The organism is Arthrobacter sp. U41 (assembly GCF_007679325.1).
In the GTDB taxonomy this organism is placed as follows: domain Bacteria; phylum Actinomycetota; class Actinomycetes; order Actinomycetales; family Micrococcaceae; genus Arthrobacter.
The window spans coordinates 1760951-1777509 of record NZ_VEGI01000001.1 but is presented as its reverse complement, the minus strand read 5'-3'; the positions used below and the strand labels follow the sequence as shown (position 1 = coordinate 1777509).

The 16559-nt window shown below is 69.3% G+C and carries 15 protein-coding genes and 1 pseudogene; 9 read left to right on the top strand and 7 right to left on the bottom strand.

Going from position 1 to position 16559, the window contains the following annotated elements; all coding sequences use genetic code 11:
• The first annotated feature begins 83 nt into the window (after nt 1–83).
• From FS787_RS08320 to FS787_RS08310, 3 genes are all read left to right on the top strand, one after another.
• Nucleotides 84–584: a sigma-70 family RNA polymerase sigma factor gene (locus tag FS787_RS08320; RefSeq protein WP_144671696.1), complete on the top strand. Its 501-nt coding sequence runs from the start codon at nt 84–86 to the stop codon at nt 582–584.
• Nucleotides 581–1258 (top strand): anti-sigma factor, encoded by a 678-nt coding sequence (locus tag FS787_RS08315; RefSeq protein ID WP_144671695.1) that lies wholly within the window; start codon nt 581–583, stop codon nt 1256–1258. The genes FS787_RS08320 and FS787_RS08315 overlap by 4 nt, the downstream gene beginning before the upstream one ends.
• A 114-nt stretch (nt 1259–1372) precedes the next feature.
• The gene (locus tag FS787_RS08310) at nt 1373–3151 is read left to right on the top strand and encodes a hypothetical protein (protein WP_144671694.1); all 1779 of its coding nucleotides are present in this window, start codon (nt 1373–1375) and stop codon (nt 3149–3151) included.
• Nucleotides 3152–3193: 42 nt separating this feature from the next.
• Here FS787_RS08310 and FS787_RS08305 read toward each other — a convergent pair whose 3' ends face one another.
• The gene (locus FS787_RS08305; RefSeq protein WP_144671693.1) at nt 3194–4000 is read right to left on the bottom strand and encodes a DUF1206 domain-containing protein; all 807 of its coding nucleotides are present in this window, start codon (nt 3998–4000) and stop codon (nt 3194–3196) included.
• Nucleotides 4001–4171: 171 nt separating this feature from the next.
• Nucleotides 4172–5095: a tRNA (guanosine(46)-N7)-methyltransferase TrmB gene (gene trmB / locus FS787_RS08300; RefSeq protein WP_144671692.1), complete on the bottom strand. Its 924-nt coding sequence runs from the start codon at nt 5093–5095 to the stop codon at nt 4172–4174.
• 69 nt (nt 5096–5164) lie between these two features.
• On the opposite strand from trmB, the pseudogene FS787_RS18130 reads away from it, so the two are divergent.
• The 3 genes and pseudogenes from FS787_RS18130 to FS787_RS08290 all read left to right on the top strand — a co-directional run.
• Nucleotides 5165–5443, top strand: a pseudogene (locus FS787_RS18130) (class I SAM-dependent methyltransferase); the annotation flags it as partial.
• Nucleotides 5335–5784, top strand: coding sequence for a methyltransferase domain-containing protein (locus tag FS787_RS18125; RefSeq protein WP_313959646.1), 450 nt, complete (start codon nt 5335–5337; stop codon nt 5782–5784). The pseudogene FS787_RS18130 and the gene FS787_RS18125, both read left to right, overlap by 109 nt.
• Before the next feature lie 119 nt (nt 5785–5903).
• The gene (locus FS787_RS08290) at nt 5904–7160 is read left to right on the top strand and encodes an MFS transporter (protein WP_144672058.1); all 1257 of its coding nucleotides are present in this window, start codon (nt 5904–5906) and stop codon (nt 7158–7160) included.
• A 47-nt stretch (nt 7161–7207) separates the two neighbouring features.
• On the opposite strand, the gene FS787_RS08285 is transcribed toward FS787_RS08290, so the two are convergent.
• A complete protein-coding gene (locus FS787_RS08285; protein ID WP_144671691.1) occupies nt 7208–7459 on the bottom strand; it encodes a hypothetical protein in 252 nt (83 codons plus the stop codon).
• Nucleotides 7460–7678: 219 nt separating this feature from the next.
• Between FS787_RS08285 and FS787_RS08280 the strand changes: the two genes are divergently transcribed.
• The gene (locus tag FS787_RS08280; protein ID WP_144671690.1) at nt 7679–9097 is read left to right on the top strand and encodes an MFS transporter; all 1419 of its coding nucleotides are present in this window, start codon (nt 7679–7681) and stop codon (nt 9095–9097) included.
• A gap of 86 nt (nt 9098–9183) precedes the next feature.
• On the opposite strand, the gene FS787_RS08275 is transcribed toward FS787_RS08280, so the two are convergent.
• Nucleotides 9184–10665 carry an amino acid permease gene (locus FS787_RS08275; protein WP_144671689.1) on the bottom strand — a complete coding sequence of 494 codons (1482 nt, stop codon included), beginning with the start codon at nt 10663–10665 and terminating at the stop codon, nt 9184–9186.
• Between the two features lie 513 nt (nt 10666–11178).
• Entirely contained in the window at nt 11179–11844 is a 666-nt protein-coding gene (locus FS787_RS08270; protein WP_144671688.1) for a cyclopropane-fatty-acyl-phospholipid synthase family protein, read from the bottom strand.
• A 199-nt stretch (nt 11845–12043) separates the two neighbouring features.
• Between FS787_RS08270 and FS787_RS08265 the strand changes: the two genes are divergently transcribed.
• Nucleotides 12044–12364 (top strand): hypothetical protein, encoded by a 321-nt coding sequence (locus FS787_RS08265; RefSeq protein WP_144671687.1) that lies wholly within the window; start codon nt 12044–12046, stop codon nt 12362–12364.
• Nucleotides 12365–12695: 331 nt separating this feature from the next.
• Nucleotides 12696–14618, top strand: a complete 1923-nt coding sequence (locus FS787_RS08260) for a DEAD/DEAH box helicase (protein WP_144671686.1) — start codon at nt 12696–12698, stop codon at nt 14616–14618.
• A gap of 115 nt (nt 14619–14733) precedes the next feature.
• Here FS787_RS08260 and FS787_RS08255 read toward each other — a convergent pair whose 3' ends face one another.
• Entirely contained in the window at nt 14734–15384 is a 651-nt protein-coding gene (locus FS787_RS08255; protein WP_144671685.1) for an MBL fold metallo-hydrolase, read from the bottom strand.
• Nucleotides 15385–15394: 10 nt separating this feature from the next.
• A complete protein-coding gene (locus FS787_RS08250) occupies nt 15395–16423 on the bottom strand; it encodes an aldo/keto reductase (RefSeq protein ID WP_144671684.1) in 1029 nt (342 codons plus the stop codon).
• Between the last annotated feature and the right edge of the window lie 136 nt (nt 16424–16559).

The window sequence follows — 16559 nt, the reverse complement described above, 5'->3', positions numbered from 1 at the left end:
CGGCCCGCACGTCGTAAGGACAGAAGCGCCGAAACCGGAGAGCGCGGAACAGTGCGGAAACCTCAGGGCCAGGGAGGGCGGTCATGCCGCTGGACGAAGACGTGGTGGCAGCGATCTACCGCGACCACGGGACCGCCCTCCGGCGCTTCGTCCTCAGCGCCTGCCGCGACCCGCAGCTGACAGATGACATCGTGCAGGAGACCGTCCTACGGGTCTGGCAGCAGGCCCCTCACATTACGGGAAGCCTGCGGAGCTACCTGTTCAGGACGGCCCGGAACATCATGATCGACAACTACCGCAAGGCCCAGCGCCGGCCGCGCGAGACGACGGACCACGAACTGGCCGACCCGGCGGGCGGGGCGGAACGCGTGGATGAACTCCTCAACAAGGTCCTGATGGAAGAGGCACTGCTGCGGCTCAGCGCGGAGCACCGGGACGTTCTGGTGGCACTCCACTACCGCCGCTACACGGTCCAGGAGGCGTCGGTCAGTTTGCACATTCCGAGCGGAACGGTGAAGTCCCGGGCGTTCTACGCCGTGCGCGCCCTCCGGACGATCCTTGATGAAATGGGGGTGCAACGGTGAGTGCCACAGAACCGCACCAGCTGCTGGGCGCCTATCTGCTGGGCGGCCTGGAGCCTGAGGAAGCCGCCCTCTTTGAGCAGCACCTGGGCCGTTGCCCGGAATGCCGGCATGAGCTGGACGAACTGGCCAGCCTCCCGGCGCTCCTGGACGCGCTCCCGGTGCCCGACGCCGTCGCCCTCGGCACGGCGGCCGGGCGGGAACCGGCGACGTCGGTTCCCGCGCCGGCTGCCGCGCCGCGGCGGCTGCTCGACCAGCTCGCCACGCGGCGGCGGAAAGCACGGCTCCGCTGGAGCGCGGCGCTGGCTGCGGCGGCCGCGGCGTGCCTCGCGTTGGGGATCCTGGCCGCGCCGCTGTTCAACCCGCCCCCCAAACCGGACGCCAGCTACTCCGTCCAGGCCGGCGACGGACTGCAGGTCACGGTGGGCATGGTCAAGAAGACCTGGGGTACGGAGCTCGCGGTTGAGGGCCGGAGCCTGCCGGTGGACGGCACCTTGTCACTGTGGGTGACAGACAGCGACGGCGGTGAAGACCGGGCCTGCTCCTGGACGGCCACGCCCAGCGGCAGGGTACGGATCACCGGGGCCACGCCCCTGCAGCTGACCAACATCGCCAGCGTCGAGATGCGGAACGCGCAACAGGAGACCATGGCCGTCATCGCCGTGCCGCACGGGTAACGGCGGCGGTCCGGCTACTTTGTCAGAGCCCCCTGTTCTACTCATGGTGGGAGAGCCGTCGGCCTCTCCGCCACCTGCGGCATGGACGTCCGCACCTGCGAATGGGGATTCGTTATGGAACAGGGTTATGTGGTTGTCACTTCCGGGAAAGAACTCGCTCTGCGCCTGACGGCCGCCGGGCGGACCAAACCGGCGGCGGTTGTTTCCTGGCATCCGGACCAGCGGGACAACCGGATCGACGTTGAACATATCGCCCGGGAGGTGGGGGACCTGGCCGAAGTCTTTTGGCTGGAAAACGGTCCGGAGAGCTATGCGTTCGGCGACAGCCTGCCGTACGGGGCACACGTGTTCGGCAACGCGGCTCGCGTCTACGCGGAGGATCTTCGCTGGATGGCGGACGTGCACCGGAGTCCGCTCCGGATGGCGCGGGACCGCCGGGCTGCTGTCCGCGCGGCCGAGGACATCATCGAGGACGTGCTGAACCTGATCACCGTGGTTCCGCCGAAGGCTCCGCCGGTCCGCACCGTGCCCCGGCGCGTCCGGGGTACGGTCAAGGCTTTCGCCAGCGCCGGGTCCCGGGCCATCGTGGAACTCGGCGATGGCAGCTGCTGCACGATCCAGCGCGAGCACGTGTCCCCGCCGGTCCGCCTCGATTGGATGCTGGCGCTTGGCCAGGCCGTCGAGGGGGTACTCAACGACGACGACAAGACGCTTGATATCAAGGACCTGCGGACGACTCCCCGGCTCGCGGACCTGTACCGGTCCGGGGATCTGGTCCTCGCCCTGGCGGAACAAGTGAGCGCCAGGAGCGCGAAGCTCACCCTCTATCCCGGATCAAGCTGGACCGTTGAACAGACCCGGGTCTCGTCCAACCCCCTCGACACGGTGGACAGCCTGGTGACGGAAGGCGAAGTGGTGGTGGCGCGGTTCCTGCGGGAACACGGGGCGGTGGTGCTGTCGCTGCTCGACGTCGACGATGACGCCGCCGTCGAGGAAGCACCCGCGCTGTTGACCGGCGGCACGCCCTGGCTGCTGCCCGGCAGGCACCTCACCGGCCAGCCCGCCTCGGGCCGGACGTTCCCGGCCGGGGGGACCGGCGCCCCGCAGGTAACAGCGGCCGTTGCCGCGGTGCCCGACGGCGGCTCCGCGGCAACTGCACTTCCCGCCCCCAAAGCGTCGGCAGCCCTGATGACCGCGCAGCTCCAGCTGGAAGCGGAGCGGCGGAAGGTGGCAGCCCTGCAGGAGCTGGTTGCCGCCGCCAGCCAGGCAGGGGCCAGGCTCGTCAGCGTCCAGCAGGAGCTCGATGCCCTCCGGGCGGAACTCGACGCGGAAAAACAAATCGCGGAGGCCGCCGGGGCGGCGTTGGAGGACGCGGCGGACCGGCTCGTCCGGCGGCAGGATGAGCTCCTCGGTCTGCGGGCCTACAAACGCCGGACGCAGCAGGTGCTCAAGCGCGCACTGGCCGCTGATTCGGCGGGGCTGTTCGTGACCGACGAGGAGCGGCTGCGGCACGATGTGTACCTCGCCTGGGCCAAGAACGTACCCGCATGCGACAAGGCGCGGCTGCAGCTGCCTTCAGACTGGACGGCGGGCCCCCGGTTTGCGGCATCCCTCTACGGCTTCACCGAACCCGGCGTGGTGGGCAAGGCGCTGAAGGCCGCGGTGGAGGTCCTCACCGGAGTGGCGGAGCGGAACGCCGCGCGGGAAATCCATGCGCTGCGGACCAGCGGGAGCGGCGACGCGGCCCAGGTGGCACGCGGGGACGGGGCGAAATGCTTCCGCGCGGCGATCGAGCAGAACGTGGCGTCGGCCCGCCGGCTGCACTTCTGGCGCCTGCCGGACGGAACGATTGAGCTGTCGAGGGTTGTGGTCCACGACGACTTCAAGCCCTGACATTCGGCGGGAGCCAGGCGGCGGGAGCGCCGCCGTCGGGCCCTACATCTTGGCGAGTTTCGCCCGCACCATCATGAAGACGCCGTAGCAGATCAGGCCGATGCCGACGGCGGCCAGCATGTACACGCCGAACGGCTGTTCGCGGAGGGCCTTCAACCCGCCGTCGATCCCCGTTGATTCCTCGGGGTTCGCTTTGATGGTGGCGATGATGACCAGCAGCCCAACCAGCAGCAGGGCGACGCCCTTGGCCGCATAGCCGACGACGCCCAGGACCGTCACCGCTTTCCTAGCCTTCTCCGAGGCCGGGAGGCGGAGGTGTTTGGCGAAGGACTGGCGGAAGCCCCGGATGGCGTACACGACGCCGGTGACCGCCACGGCCGCTCCGATGGCGAGCAGGAGGGCGACGCCTCCGGGGGCTTTCAGCAGGGAGGCCGTGAGATCGCTCGTCGAGCTGCCTTGGTCAGTGCCGGCGCCGCGGGCGAACGAGAACAACGTGATGGCAAGGCCTGCATAGACCACGGCCTGGAGTGCGGCCTTGAGCTTCTTGGCCAGTTTCTTCTTGGCCGGCAGGTGCTCGAAATCAAAGATGGCGTCGCTGACCTGCCAGATGGCGAGGGCCACACACGCCGCGAACGATGTCCACAACAGCAGCGGACCGGCCGGCTGACCGCCGAGCTGCTCCACGGCCCCGCTGACGTCGGCCTTGCCCTGGCCGCCCATGGCGAGCCGGATCGCGACCACTCCGATGAGGAGGTGCAGGATGCCGCTGACGGCAAAACCAGCCCTGGCCACCAGCTCCAGTGCACGGGAATTGGTGATGCCTTCCGCAGTGTCCGCGGCGGTTTTCAGTTCTCTTTTGATGGTGGATTCCTCAGCTGACTCGGTGGTTCTGCCGGACTTCCGTTTTCGCCCGGTTCTTTCATCTTCGGTAATCGTGCCACGCGGAGCCGCCCGGGAACAGCATCCCTGAATCCGGGCACCGGCGGGGCGGCACGCGGGGCCGCCGGAGACGGACCTGGCCTACCGGCGGCGGTAGCTGAGGTCGAAGATCAGCCGGCCCGCCTCGTGCGCCTTGTTCTCAAAACTCGTCAGGATCCGGCCGTCGAACCGCGGCGCCCAGCCGCCGGCCTCGTCGATGCCCTCGTTCGGTCCGGTGTGTTCGGTGCTCACCGGGGCGCGGCCCTCCTTGACCGGGGCACCGCCCACGAGGGATTCGACGCCGGATTCCCACACCTGGGTCAGGGGGCTCTCCGGGCCGCTGCGCTCGCCGTCGTGCAGGTTCTCGAAGTCGGGGGAGCCGGCCAGGACCTCCCGCACGTGGACTGCGTAGTTGGACCAGTCCGTCGCGATGCGCCAGAGGCCGCCCGGCTTGAGGGCGCGTGCGGCGAGCTCGGCGAACGCGGGCTGGATGAGGCGGCGCTTGTGGTGCCGTGACTTGTGCCAGGGGTCCGGGAAGAAGACCCAGAGTTCCGTCACGGAACCGGGCGGCAGCATGGTGGCGAGCACCTCGGGGGCATTCGCCTCCACAACGCGGACGTTGCTCAGGCCTCGGCTGTTGATTTTGATCAGGGTGTTGGCCAGTCCCGGGGTGTACACCTCGACGGCAAGGAAGTCCTTGTCCGGGTTCTCCTCGGCGGCGTGGCAGACGGCGTCGCCGAGCCCCGAGCCGATCTCCACAATCAGCGGTGCCTTGCGGCCGAACTCGGCTTCGGCGTCGAAGACGTAGTCCGGATGCACGGAGGTGTTGGCGACGTGGCGCGGGACGTCGACCGCCCACCGGTCGGAATGCTCCTCCCACGCAACCTGCCGGCGGCCCTGCAACCTGGTGCCGCGGCGCACAAAGCTGACCGGACGGCCTCCATACGTGCCGAAGGAGGCCTGGCTGCCGGGGGTCACCGGGCGCGGTGGCTGCGGCGTTTCGGGGAATTCTGGGGATTCACTCATCCCTTCCAGAATAGTGGAGTTCCGCCGTCCGGCAGGCTGGTCCCGGGGCACTGTTGCTGTCCGGGGTGCGTGGCAGACTGTCCGCATGATCGACGCAACACGCGAGTACTGGGACGGTCAGGCGGCGGACTTCGACCGGGAAGCCGATCACGGCTGCTGGATCCCGGCGTCCGCCGGGCCTGGGCGGAACTTATCCTGCCGCTCATTTCCCAACCCGGCAGCGAGGTGGCGGATCTGGGCTGCGGGACCGGCAGCTTGTCCGTGCTGCTGGCGGAGGCGGGGCACCGCATCAGGGGCCTGGACCTCTCCGGCCGGATGGTTGCAGCCGCCCGTGCCAAGGCCGCCGCTGCGCCAGCGCCGGGCTTCCTGCGGTTGAGTTCCTGCAAGGTGATGCTTCTGAACCGCCCTACCTCCCGGCAAGCTGCGACGTTGTGCTGGTCCGCCATGTGCTGTGGGCGCTCCCGGATCCGGACGACGCCCTCGGCCGGTGGACGAGGCTCCTGCGTACCCCCGGAACCATGCTCCTGGTGGAAGGACTGTGGGGCACCGGCGCCGGCATTGCGTCGGGGACGTGCCGGGAACTTGTCCTCCGGCACCGCAGCCGCGCCGACGTCGTGCCGCTGACTGACCCGTCGCTGTGGGGAAAGGAGATCAGCGACGAACGTTACCTGGTCATCAGCCGGAGTTGACGGGACCGCCCGCAGCGCGCTGGTGGCATGGCCGCTGTTGACAACGCCTGCGGCGATGGGCCTGCCAGAATGGGTCCGTGACTGTACCGAAGAACTCCCAGGAGTCCGCCGTCAGCGGCATCGAGGCCGGCGGCCGCCGGGGCACGCTGGTGGACGCCGAAATCGACGACGTCCCGGCGGCGGAACCCACGCGGGTGGCCAGCCGCCGCGCTCTGGCCTACCTCGGTGTGTGCCTGGTCCTGATCGGGCTGAACCTGCGTACGGTCTTCTCCAGCTTCTCCGCAGTGCTTCCGGAGGTGACGGCCGACGCCGGGCTGCCGGGCTGGGCGGTGGTGGTCCTCACCACCGTGCCGGTGACGCTGCTAGGAGTTTTCGCGCCGCTGGCGCCCGTCCTGGCCCGCCGCTTCGGCGCCGAACGTGTGTTGCTGGGCGCCATGGCGGTGCTCACCGCCGGACTGCTGCTGCGGCCCCTGGACGCCGGCGACGCCGGGCACCTCCCGGCGCTGCTGGCCGGGACGGCGGCCTGCGGCGCCGCGATCGCCCTCTGCAATGTGCTGCTTCCCGGCCTGGTGAAGCGGGATTTCCCGCACCGGCTCGGCCTGATGGGCGGCCTCTACACCACCGCGATCTGCGCCTCCGCGGCCCTCGGCGCCGGTTTCACCTACCCGGTGTTCAGCGCGACAGGGGAGTGGACCGCGGCGCTACGGTTCTGGGCGCTGCCGGCCGGCGTCGTTCTGCTGCTGTTCCTGCCGGTCGCGATCCGGCAGCGCCACGGCCGGCACCGGACGTCGCACGGCGGCGTGAACGTGTGGCGCTCGGGCATTGCCTGGCAAGTGACCATCTTCATGGTGCTGCAGGCGATGATGTCCTTCAGTGTGTTCGCCTGGCTGGCGCCGATCCTGCGCGAACGCGGCGTGGACGGCGGCACGGCCGGGGTGATCGTCTCCGTCTCGATCGTGCTGCAGATGCTGGGGTCACTGTTTGCGCCGGCGCTCGCCACCCGATTCCGGGACCAGCGCGGCATCAATACCGTGGTGGCGCTGATGACCGGTGCCGGCTTCGCCCTGAGTATCTTCGGCCCGCTCGAGCTGATCTGGCTGTGGACCGGGCTGCTGGGCCTGGGCCAAGGCAGTCTGACCGCCGTCGCGCTGACCATGATCATGGTCCGCACCCGGGACGGGCACACCGCCGCTCACCTGTCCGGCATGATGCAGGGCGTGGGCTACGGCGTGGGCTCCACCGGCACTTTGATGGTGGGGCAGTTGCACCAGGCCACGGGGTCCTTCGCGGCCGCCGGCGTGCTGTTCCTCATCGTGGGCTCGCTGGCCGCGGTGTTCGGCTACCGCGCCGGGCGGAACCGGTTCATCGGCGGCTGACGCCCGGCGGCGGTTCGGTACCGGCTCAGCGCCGGATCAGCGCCTGCTCAGCTACGGGGGGCGCGGGGGCCGGACAGCAACCATCCGGTGACCCCGCCCAGCACGGTGAGGACGGGAACAAGGTTCCAAGAGAGGCCCTGAAGCTCCCGGATCCATCCCGGGCTGGCTTCCAACACCGGCGTTACCAGCAGGTAGACGATTGATGCCAGCACGAAGCCAGCCGCCGCGCCGCCGAGTGCTCCCCAAAGCCTGCGGCGACGTCCTGACCGCTTCGGGTCGGAGGACGGTGACTGGTTCATGGGTCCTCCCGGTTGAGTCCTGGTGTTGCGGTGTCCTTGGGGGCGCCGTCCTGCGTCATTGCGTTCTGGTCGCCGCGGTCTTCCCGCGAGTATAGACCGGGGCTGCCCCGGCGGAGGCTGCGTCAGGCCCGCCGGCTGTGGCATGCTTCCCCTTGAGCCAAACATCCCGGCTCCGCGGGTTTCACCCGACCGTCCGTCACCACCGATCAGGCCATCACCTTGCCCCGAACCACCCCCGCTCCCAGCCTGGAATCAGCCGGCATCTTCCACCGCGAGTACCTGCTGGTGACCCTGGGAGCCTGCGCGCTCGTGTTCCTGGCTGCCTTCGAATCTTTGGCAGTGACCACGATCATGCCGCTGGTCAGCCGTGAGCTGGACGGGGCCTCCCTATACGCCCTGGCGTTCGCCGGACCGCTCGCCACCGGCGTCATCGGGATGGTGGCAGCCGGCAACTGGTCCGACCGGCGCGGGCCGGTGGGGCCGCTGTACGCGTCCGTGGCCATGTTTGTGCTGGGCCTGCTGATTGCCGGAACAGCAGCGAACATGCCGGCCCTTGTGGCGGGCCGGCTGGTCCAGGGACTGGGCGGTGGCGCCATGACCGTGACGCTGTATGTGGTGATCGCCCGGGTCTATCCGCCCGTGCTGCACCCGAAGATTTTCGCCGCGTTTTCCGCGGCCTGGGTGATTCCTTCGCTGGTGGGGCCCTTCGCCGCGGGTGTCGTGGCGCAGCTGGTCAGCTGGCACTGGGTGTTCCTCGGCGTTGTGGGGCTTGTGGTGCCCGCGTTGCTGATGACTGTGCCGGCGCTGCGCGGGCTGCGAGGAACACCAGGCGGATCCCCAAGCGGAACCCGCGGGACGTCCGCGCCGGAGGACATGTCCATGCCTGCTCCGCACAAGTCCTCGGGCACGCACCGGCTGGCCTGGGCCGCCCTCGCGGCGCTCGCCGTGCTGGGCCTGAACCTCTCCGCCCGGCTTCCGGTGGCGGGCGGAGTCGTGGCTGTGGCGGCCGTCGCCGTAGCCCTCATCGCCGTCCGCCCGCTGGTACCGCAGGGAACCCTGACGGCCCGACGCGGGCTCCCCAGCGTTATCCTCACGCGCGGCCTGGCCTCCGCCGCGTTCTTCGGCGCCGAGGTGTATCTGCCCTATCTCCTGGTGGAACGCTACGATTTTTCGCCCACCTTCGCCGGCCTGGCGCTCACCGGCGGGGCGGTCTCCTGGGCCGCCGGTTCGGCGGTCCAGGGCAGGCTCGGGACGCGACTGGATCACCGCCGTGCGGTCCGGATTGGAGCGGCCCTCGTCCTCGGGGCCGTCGTCCTGGTGCTGGTGACCACGCTCCTCAGCTGGCCGGCCGCCGTCGCGATCGCCGCCTGGGTGATTGCCGGGGGCGGCATGGGGCTGATGTACGCGCGCCTCAGCGTCATGACCTTGGCCCTGTCCAGCAGGGACAACGAGGGCTTCAACAGCTCGGCGATGTCCATTTCCGATTCACTCGGCGGTGCGCTGTCCCTTGCCACCACGGGGATCATCTTTGCCGCGTTCCCGACGACGGCGGCGTCCTTCGGCGGCGTCTTCGCCCTCACCGCGGTGATCGGCGTCGCGTTGGTGGTCATCGCCCCGAGGGTTGGCGGGCGGCGGTAGGCCGGCGCGATGACGGGAGCCCCGGCCGGTTGGATCCGGCCGGGGCTCCCAGGGGGTCTGCCCTACACAGGGCAGGCGGGTGCCGCCTAACCCGCTACGGGGACTGTTTCGGCGTCGCGGACGGCCTTCCATTCCGCAATCCGGGCCTGCTGCAGTGGCGTCTGGCGGTTGAAGTGCCACGCCCCGCCGAGCAGCAGGAACCAGAGCGGTGCCACCAGCAGCGCCAGCCGGGTGTCGTCGGCCTGGCCCAGTGCCACCAGCATGAAGCCGAAGAAGGCGAGCACCACGTAGGGCATATAGCCCGAGCCGGGCATCTTGAACTTCGAGGCCGCGTGCAGCCCGGGACGGCGGCGGCGGAACACGATGTAGCTGATCAGGATCATGGACCAGACGAACATGGTGAGCACGGACGCCACCGACGTGACCACGGTGAAGGCCCCGATCACGGAATCACCCGAGTAGAGCAGGACCAGCCCCGCCAGCAGGAAGATGCAGGAGAACAGCAGGGCGTTCTGCGGAACCTTGCGGATGCTCAGCTTGCCGAAGGCCTTCGGGGCATTGCCGTCCTGGGCCAGGCCGTAGACCATGCGCGAGGTCGAGTAGATGCCGGAGTTGGCGCTGGAGGCCGCGGAGGTGAGCACCACCAGGTTGATGACCACTGCGGCGATGCCGAGCCCGGCCAGGGTGAACATGCCGATGAAGGGGCTGCTGGCGGCATCGATGGTGCGCCACGGGTTGACCGCCATGATGACCACCAGGGCGCCCACGTAGAACAGCAGGACCCGGATGGGGATTGAATTGATGGCGCGGGGCAGGTTCTTCTCGGGATCCTTGGTTTCTGCTGCCGCGGTGCCCACCAGCTCGATGCCGGCGAAGGCGAAGATGGCGATCTGGAAGCCAAGGATGAACCCGAACATGCCGTGCGGGAACATGCCGCCGTCATTCCACATGTTGGCCAGGCTCGCCACCGCGCCGTTGGGGGAGGTGAAGTTCGTGGCGATCATGACGATGCCGGTGCCGATCAGCGCGAGGATGGCCACCACCTTGATGATGGCGAACCAGAATTCGGCTTCGCCGAAGGCCTTGACGGTGGGGAGGTTCAGCAGGATCAGCACAACCGGCGTGATCAGGGCCGGGATCCACAGCGGTGTGCCGGGGGCGAGTTTGTCCACGTACCCGGCGATCGCGACGATGTCGGCCACGCCCGTCACCACCCAGAAGAACCAGTAGGACCAGCCCGTGAAGAAGCCCGCCCAGGGGCCCAGGAGGTCGCCGGCGAAGTCGCTGAAGGACTTGTAGTTCAGGTTGGAGAGCAGGATCTCGCCCATGGCCCGCATGACGAAGAACAGCATGAAGCCGATGATCATGTAGACGAAAATGACGGACGGACCGGCCAGCGAGATGGTCTTGCCGGAGCCCATGAACAATCCGGTGCCGATCGCGCCGCCGATGGCCAGCAGCTGGATGTGGCGGTTGCCCAGGGCGCGGGCGAGGTGCGGTTCTTGGCCTTGGCTGCTGGGGGACTCTTGGGCGGTATTCGGGACAGCCGTGGTGGTGCGTTCAGACATTAGGCTTCTTCCTTGTTACAGGCGAGCCGCGGGCGGAGGACGTTCCGCCGGGCCCGCACGGATCCATCGAAGGTGTGACGGAGGTAACACTTCGTCGTGCGGATTAAGCCTACGGGCGGCATTCGGGGGACCCCGCACCGCCGACGACCGCCGGCCCGGCGCCGTCGTGCGTCCCGCGGCGGGGCCTCCCGGGGTGGCGCGCGCCGTCCCCGTCGGACCGGAAGAATGCCTTCTCCGGTGCGAGTCCGGGGAATTCCCGACGCCGGCAGCGGCCCGCCGACGCCGGTCCGGCGCGCACCGCGGGGCAGGTGTGCGCAGCCGTCCCTGGCTCGACATCTGTCGACAAACCTTGCCTCAGTTGTCGTCCCGTGTCCCATGTCATATCTGAGACCGCCGGCGGCTTCGAAATGTGCGAGGTCGCCGGAAGGGTGTGGGGATCGCGGGAACCTTCGTGTGCGACCCGGCGGGCAACCGGCGACCTCGACGGCGGATGAGGCGCTTCCGGCGCCGCGTTCAGCGGGCGGCGAGGCGCGTGGCGCGCAGCACGGCGTCCGTCAGCGAGGCAGCCTCGCCGTCGGGTCCGGTGGCACTGCGGTGCCGGGTGTCGACGACGTCGAGCCGCCACTCGGGTGACTCAAGGCCCAGTTCGCGGGCCAGTTGCTCCGCGGTGTAAAACCGCTCCGGCCCGTGATCATGATGCTGCCCCCAGGGCGGCAGGCCGTCCGGGTGGTGGCCCACAATCAGCAGCGTGCCGCCGGTCCGCACGGCCGCGGCGGCGAGCTGCAGCGCCTGCTGCCAGGGCATCACGGTGGAATGCAGGAACTGCGCCGTCACCAGATCGAAGAGTTCCCCGGGCACCCAGGCGGCCAGGTCCTGCCGCACCCACGTGATGCTCCCGCCCTGGCCGCGTTCCTGCGCGTGCGCTTCGGCCCGTTCCAGTGCGACGGCGGACACGTCGACGGCGGTGACCTTCCAGCCGCGGCTGGCGAGCCAGATGGCGTCCGCGCCCTCGCCGCAGCCCAGGTCAAGGGCTGTCCCGGGAGGAAGCTGCGCGGCCTCGGCGATCAGCTGCGGATTCGGCTCGCCGCTCCAGATTCTGGTCCGGCTGCGGTACATCTCGTCCCATACCTGGGCCGCGCTGGCGTCGGTGTTGTGCCCTGAGTGATCATGCTTCGCCATGGTTGTCCTCGCAGCTCTGTAGGTGTCGGGTTGGGGGTGTTTCCCACATCATTGCAGGGGATGGCTGCCCGAGAAACCGGCGAATCGGCGACACGAGAAAATCACCCCACGGAAACGCCGTCGAAACCTTTCTGGTGGAGGCTGGAGCCGGAGAGCGGAATGACACTGGGGTGAATCCGGATCCGGGAAGGAGCAGACCATGACTGCAGAGGTTTCGCAGCAGGTTCAATCGTGTGGGGAGTTGTCGGTGGGGGACCGGATTGAGGCGTGGCACAACGGGAGACTCTTCCACCGGGGCGAGGTGATCCGGACGGTGGCGGCCACGGACCTGTTCTGGATCCTGGATGAGAGGACCGGAACCCGGCGGCTGATCGATTCCGAGGCCCTGGTCATCGTGCGCGCGGCAGCCCCGGAGCCCGTGCGCGCGGCGGCCCCGGAGCCCGTGCGCGCGGAGGCCCCGCAGCCCGTGCGCCCGGCGTCGCACGTCCCGCTGTTCCAGGCCCCCGCGCTGGTGCCCTGAGCGGGCGGAAACGGCCCTGGCCTCGCCGGATGATAGACTGAGGGAACTTGATGTGCAGTGATGCCCACTTTGGTCTTGAATGATCGGTCCGGTTCATCAACCGGTTCCCCTGCTGGATTCCTCCCGGAATCCGTCCACAGGGAGTGGGGTTTTTTCATGTGAGAGGCACATCCTGCGTCGATGAACGCGTTCTATTTGGTCCCGGCCGCCACTGCCGCAAGGTTGGTAGCGGCCCGGTTGATCACCTGACTTTTCTTCGGCGAACCCTTGGGCCAACCGGCACCGGGGGCCGATATCCGCATGGATACCGCCTGAAAGACCTTTGACACCTATGACTACTTTTGCTGCCCTCGGCACGCCCAAGGCTCTCGCCGACACCCTCACCGCCCAGGGGATCGTGGAACCGTTCCCCATCCAGGTCAAGACCCTGCCGGACACGCTGGCCGGACGCGACGTCCTGGGCCGCGGCCGCACCGGCTCCGGCAAGACCATCGCCTTCGCCATCCCGCTTGTAGCACGACTCGCTGAGCGGGAAGCCAAGCACTTCCGCAAGCCCGGCCGCCCGATGGGCCTGGTCCTCGCGCCGACCCGCGAACTGGCCACCCAGATCAACGCGACCATCGAGCCGATGGCCAAGGCCATGGGCCTGAACACCACCGTCATCTACGGCGGCATCTCCCAGGCCCGCCAGGAAAAGGCCCTGCGCGCCGGCGTCGACATCGTCATCGCCTGCCCGGGACGCCTCGAGGACCTGATCCGCCAGCGCATCCTGACCCTCGAAGGCGTCGAGATCACCGTGCTGGACGAGGCCGACCACATGGCCGACCTCGGCTTCCTCCCCGTGGTCAAGAAGCTCATGGACATGACCCCCAGCCAGGGCCAGCGCCTGCTGTTCTCCGCCACCCTGGACAACGGCGTGGACAAGATCGTCCAGCGCTACCTGTCCAACCCGCTGACCCACGCCGTGGATGAGTCACAGGCCGCGGTGACCACCATGGAACACCACGTCCTGGTGGTCAACGACCAGACCGTGAAGAAGCAGCTGATCGTCGAGCTCGCCTCCGGGTCCGGCCGCCGCGTGCTCTTCCTGCGCACCAAGCACCACGCCCGCAAGCTTGCCAAGACCCTGACCGACGCCGGCATCCCCGCCGTCGACCTGCACGGCAACCTCTCGCAGAATGCCCGCGACCGCAACCTGGCCGAGTTCTCCTCGGGTGAGGTCCGCGTCCTGGTCGCCACCGACGTCGCCGCCCGCGGCGTCCACGTCGACGACGTCGAGCTGGTCATCCACGTGGATCCGCCCACGGAGCACAAGGCCTACCTGCACCGCTCGGGCCGTACCGCCCGCGCTGGTTCCGACGGCACCGTGGTCACGCTGACCCTCCCGGAGCAGCAGTCCGACGTCAAGAAGCTCATGAAGGCTGCCGGCGTCGAGGTCAACTTCGAACGCGTCACCGCCAACTCCCCGCTGGTTGCCGAACTGGTGGGCGAAATGGCCGACAAGATCGATCCGCGCACCCGCGCCGCACTGCTGGCCGCCAAGTCCAACCAGGGCGGCGGCACCTCCACCGGTGCCAACGCCGAGCGCAAGCGCGCCCGCCGCACCACCCAGGCTGCACCCACCGCGGGTGGCCGGGGCGGCCGTGGCGGACGCGGGCGCGTCGGAGCCGAGGCTCCCCGCACCGATCTTCCCCGCGCCGAGCGCCGCGCCGTGGCTTACGAAGGCCAGGCAGCTGCCCGCAACGCTGCAGAGCGTGTCATCGAGCGGAACGAGGACCGGATGGATGCCGAGCGCGCCGAGCGCCGCAGCGCCCGCGCCCGCTCGACGTCGTACGGCGCGCACCGCAACGATGTCCCGGCCGCAGGGGGCCGCGCATCGGCCGGCCGCGGCTCCGACGGCCGCGCAGCAGAAGGACGCAGCGACGCCCGGGGCGCTTCGGCTCCCCGCAGCGGCACACAGCGCGGCGGCTCACCCCGCACGGGTGGCGCACCCCGCGGCGGTGCGGCCCGCACCGGTGGCGCAACCGGCGGCCAGCGCGGCGGGCGTCCGGCAACGGGCCAGCGCGCAGCTGCCGGCGCCAAGGCCGGCAACGCCGGTGGCAACGCGGCTGTCTGGTCCTCCAACACCGGCGGCACCTCGGGCGGGTCCTACGCAGGCGGCGGCAACGGCCGCTCCGGCGAAGGCCGTCCGGCACGCAGCGGCGGACCTCGCCGCGCGTCAGCCCCGGCGTCGAACGAACGCCGCAGCCGCTAAGGTTCCGGCTTTCCGCTACACAAACGGACGGACGCTACGGGGATTCCCGCAGCGTCCGTCCGAAAGCGCAGCGCCAGTCTGAAAGCGCAGCGCCAGTCTGAAAGCGCAGCGCCAGCTACCAGCCGCGGGCGCGCCACTCCTCCAGGTGCGGGCGTTCCGCACCCAGGGTGGTGGGCTTGCCGTGGCCCGGGTGGACCACGGTGTCATCCGGGTACACGTCGAACAACCGCTCGCTGACATCGCTGATCAGCTGCGCGAACCGCTCGGGATCCTGCTGCGTGTTGCCCACTCCGCCGGGGAACAGCGAGTCGCCGGAGAAGATATGCGCCGGGCCCTCCGGGTCCTGGTACACCAGCGCGATCGACCCCGGGGTGTGGCCGCGCAGGTGCACTGCCGTCACATCGAAGCCGTCGAAGTTGCCGACGTCCCCGTGATCCAGCAGTACATCCACCGGCACCGGTAGCTCCGGGGCATCGTCCGTCCCGGCCGCCGTCTTCACGCCGGTGGCTTCCACCAGGCCCGGCAGCGCACGGACATGGTCCCAGTGCTGGTGGGTGGTGGCAATCAGCGCCAGCTTCGGCGTCGCGGAGGTATCTGCGGCGGCGTCGGCCAGCAGATCCTGGATGGCGGCCAAATCGTCGGCCGCATCGATCAGGAGTTGTGCGCCCGATGCCTTGCCGGTGAGCAAATACACGTTGTTGTCCATCTCGCTGACCGAAATCCGGCGGATGGTGACGTCACGTAACGAGTGAATGAGCGAGTCCATGGGCATCAGTCTACGAAAGACGTTGTTCACGGCCCTCGGACACCCAGTTGGGGTCTGCGGAGCGGGAGCCGACGACGGCGTCCGCGGCGGCGTCGAGTTTCTCCAGTTGCGCTGCGGTGAAGTCGAGCGTCAATGCGACGGCGCCCCAGTTTTCGTCGATCCGGGCCGCCCTGCGGGTGCCGGGGATGGGGACCACGGGCAGCCCCAGCTTCCGGCCCTGCGCGAGCAGCCAGGCCAGGGCCACCTGGGCAGGAGTTGCAGCCTGCCCGGCCGCAGCAAGTTCAGCGGCGACGGACTGCACGGCCGCGACCACACCCTGGTTGGCGTCCAGCGCCTCCTCGGCGAAGCGCGGGATGTTGCGGCGGAAGTCGTTGCTGCCCAGTGACGCCGCGTCGACGGTGCCGGTGAGGAATCCCCGGCCCAGCGGCGAGTAGGGCACAAAACCCACGCCGAGTTCGGCCGCCGCGGGAACAACGCTGCGTTCCACGTCGCGGCTCCAGATGGACCATTCGCTCTGGACCGCGGCGATCGGGTGGACGCTGCTGGCTTCGCGCAGTTCCTCGGCTGTCACTTCCGACAGGCCAAGGTGCCGCACCTTGCCGGCCTGCACCAGCCCCGCCATGGCCTCCACGGTTTCCACTATCGGAACGCGGAGGTCACGGCGGTGCATGTAGTACAGGTCGATGGTGTCGGTGCCCAGCCGGCGCAGGCTCCGGTCCACGGCCTGCCGCACATAGTCGGCGTCGCCCCGGATATCGGTGTAGCCGGTGGACGGGGTGCCCACCAGGCCGAACTTGGTGGCCAGCTGTACCTCGCCGCGGAGTTCCTTGAGAAGCCTGGCGATCAGTTCCTCATTGCTGCCGCCGCCGTAGATGTCCGCCGTGTCGATGAAGCTGACGCCGACGTCCACCGCGTGGTGCAGGGTCTGCAGGGCCTCGGCCGGATCCACGTCCCCGTACACCGGGGTCAGGGCCATGCCGCCGAACCCCAGCGGACTGACCGTCAAACCGTCGCCGAGCCGGACTTTTGCTGCATTCATGGGGTCTCCATTCGCTGTTTCTAGCCCCAACCCCGGTCCGCTCCGGGGTATTCCAACGCTCCTGCCCGGTTGCTTGCCGCGAGGGGGCCGCAGCCACGGCGTGTCGCCCGGGATGACCCCTCCAGGCGCGGACTAA

Excerpts from the sequence above, each read along its gene's own strand:
- FS787_RS08320 (WP_144671696.1), top strand. The coding sequence starts at position 84 with ATGCCGCTGGACGAAGACGTGGTGGCAGCGATCTACCGCGACCACGGG.
- FS787_RS08310 (WP_144671694.1), top strand. The coding sequence starts at position 1,373 with ATGGAACAGGGTTATGTGGTTGTCACTTCCGGGAAAGAACTCGCTCTG.
- trmB (WP_144671692.1), bottom strand. The coding sequence starts at position 5,095 with ATGAGTGAATCCCCAGAATTCCCCGAAACGCCGCAGCCACCGCGCCCG.
- FS787_RS08285 (WP_144671691.1), bottom strand. The coding sequence starts at position 7,459 with ATGAACCAGTCACCGTCCTCCGACCCGAAGCGGTCAGGACGTCGCCGC.
- FS787_RS08275 (WP_144671689.1), bottom strand. The coding sequence starts at position 10,665 with ATGTCTGAACGCACCACCACGGCTGTCCCGAATACCGCCCAAGAGTCC.
- FS787_RS08270 (WP_144671688.1), bottom strand. The coding sequence starts at position 11,844 with ATGGCGAAGCATGATCACTCAGGGCACAACACCGACGCCAGCGCGGCC.
- FS787_RS08265 (WP_144671687.1), top strand. The coding sequence starts at position 12,044 with ATGACTGCAGAGGTTTCGCAGCAGGTTCAATCGTGTGGGGAGTTGTCG.
- FS787_RS08260 (WP_144671686.1), top strand. The coding sequence starts at position 12,696 with ATGACTACTTTTGCTGCCCTCGGCACGCCCAAGGCTCTCGCCGACACC.
- FS787_RS08255 (WP_144671685.1), bottom strand. The coding sequence starts at position 15,384 with ATGGACTCGCTCATTCACTCGTTACGTGACGTCACCATCCGCCGGATT.
- FS787_RS08250 (WP_144671684.1), bottom strand. The coding sequence starts at position 16,423 with ATGAATGCAGCAAAAGTCCGGCTCGGCGACGGTTTGACGGTCAGTCCG.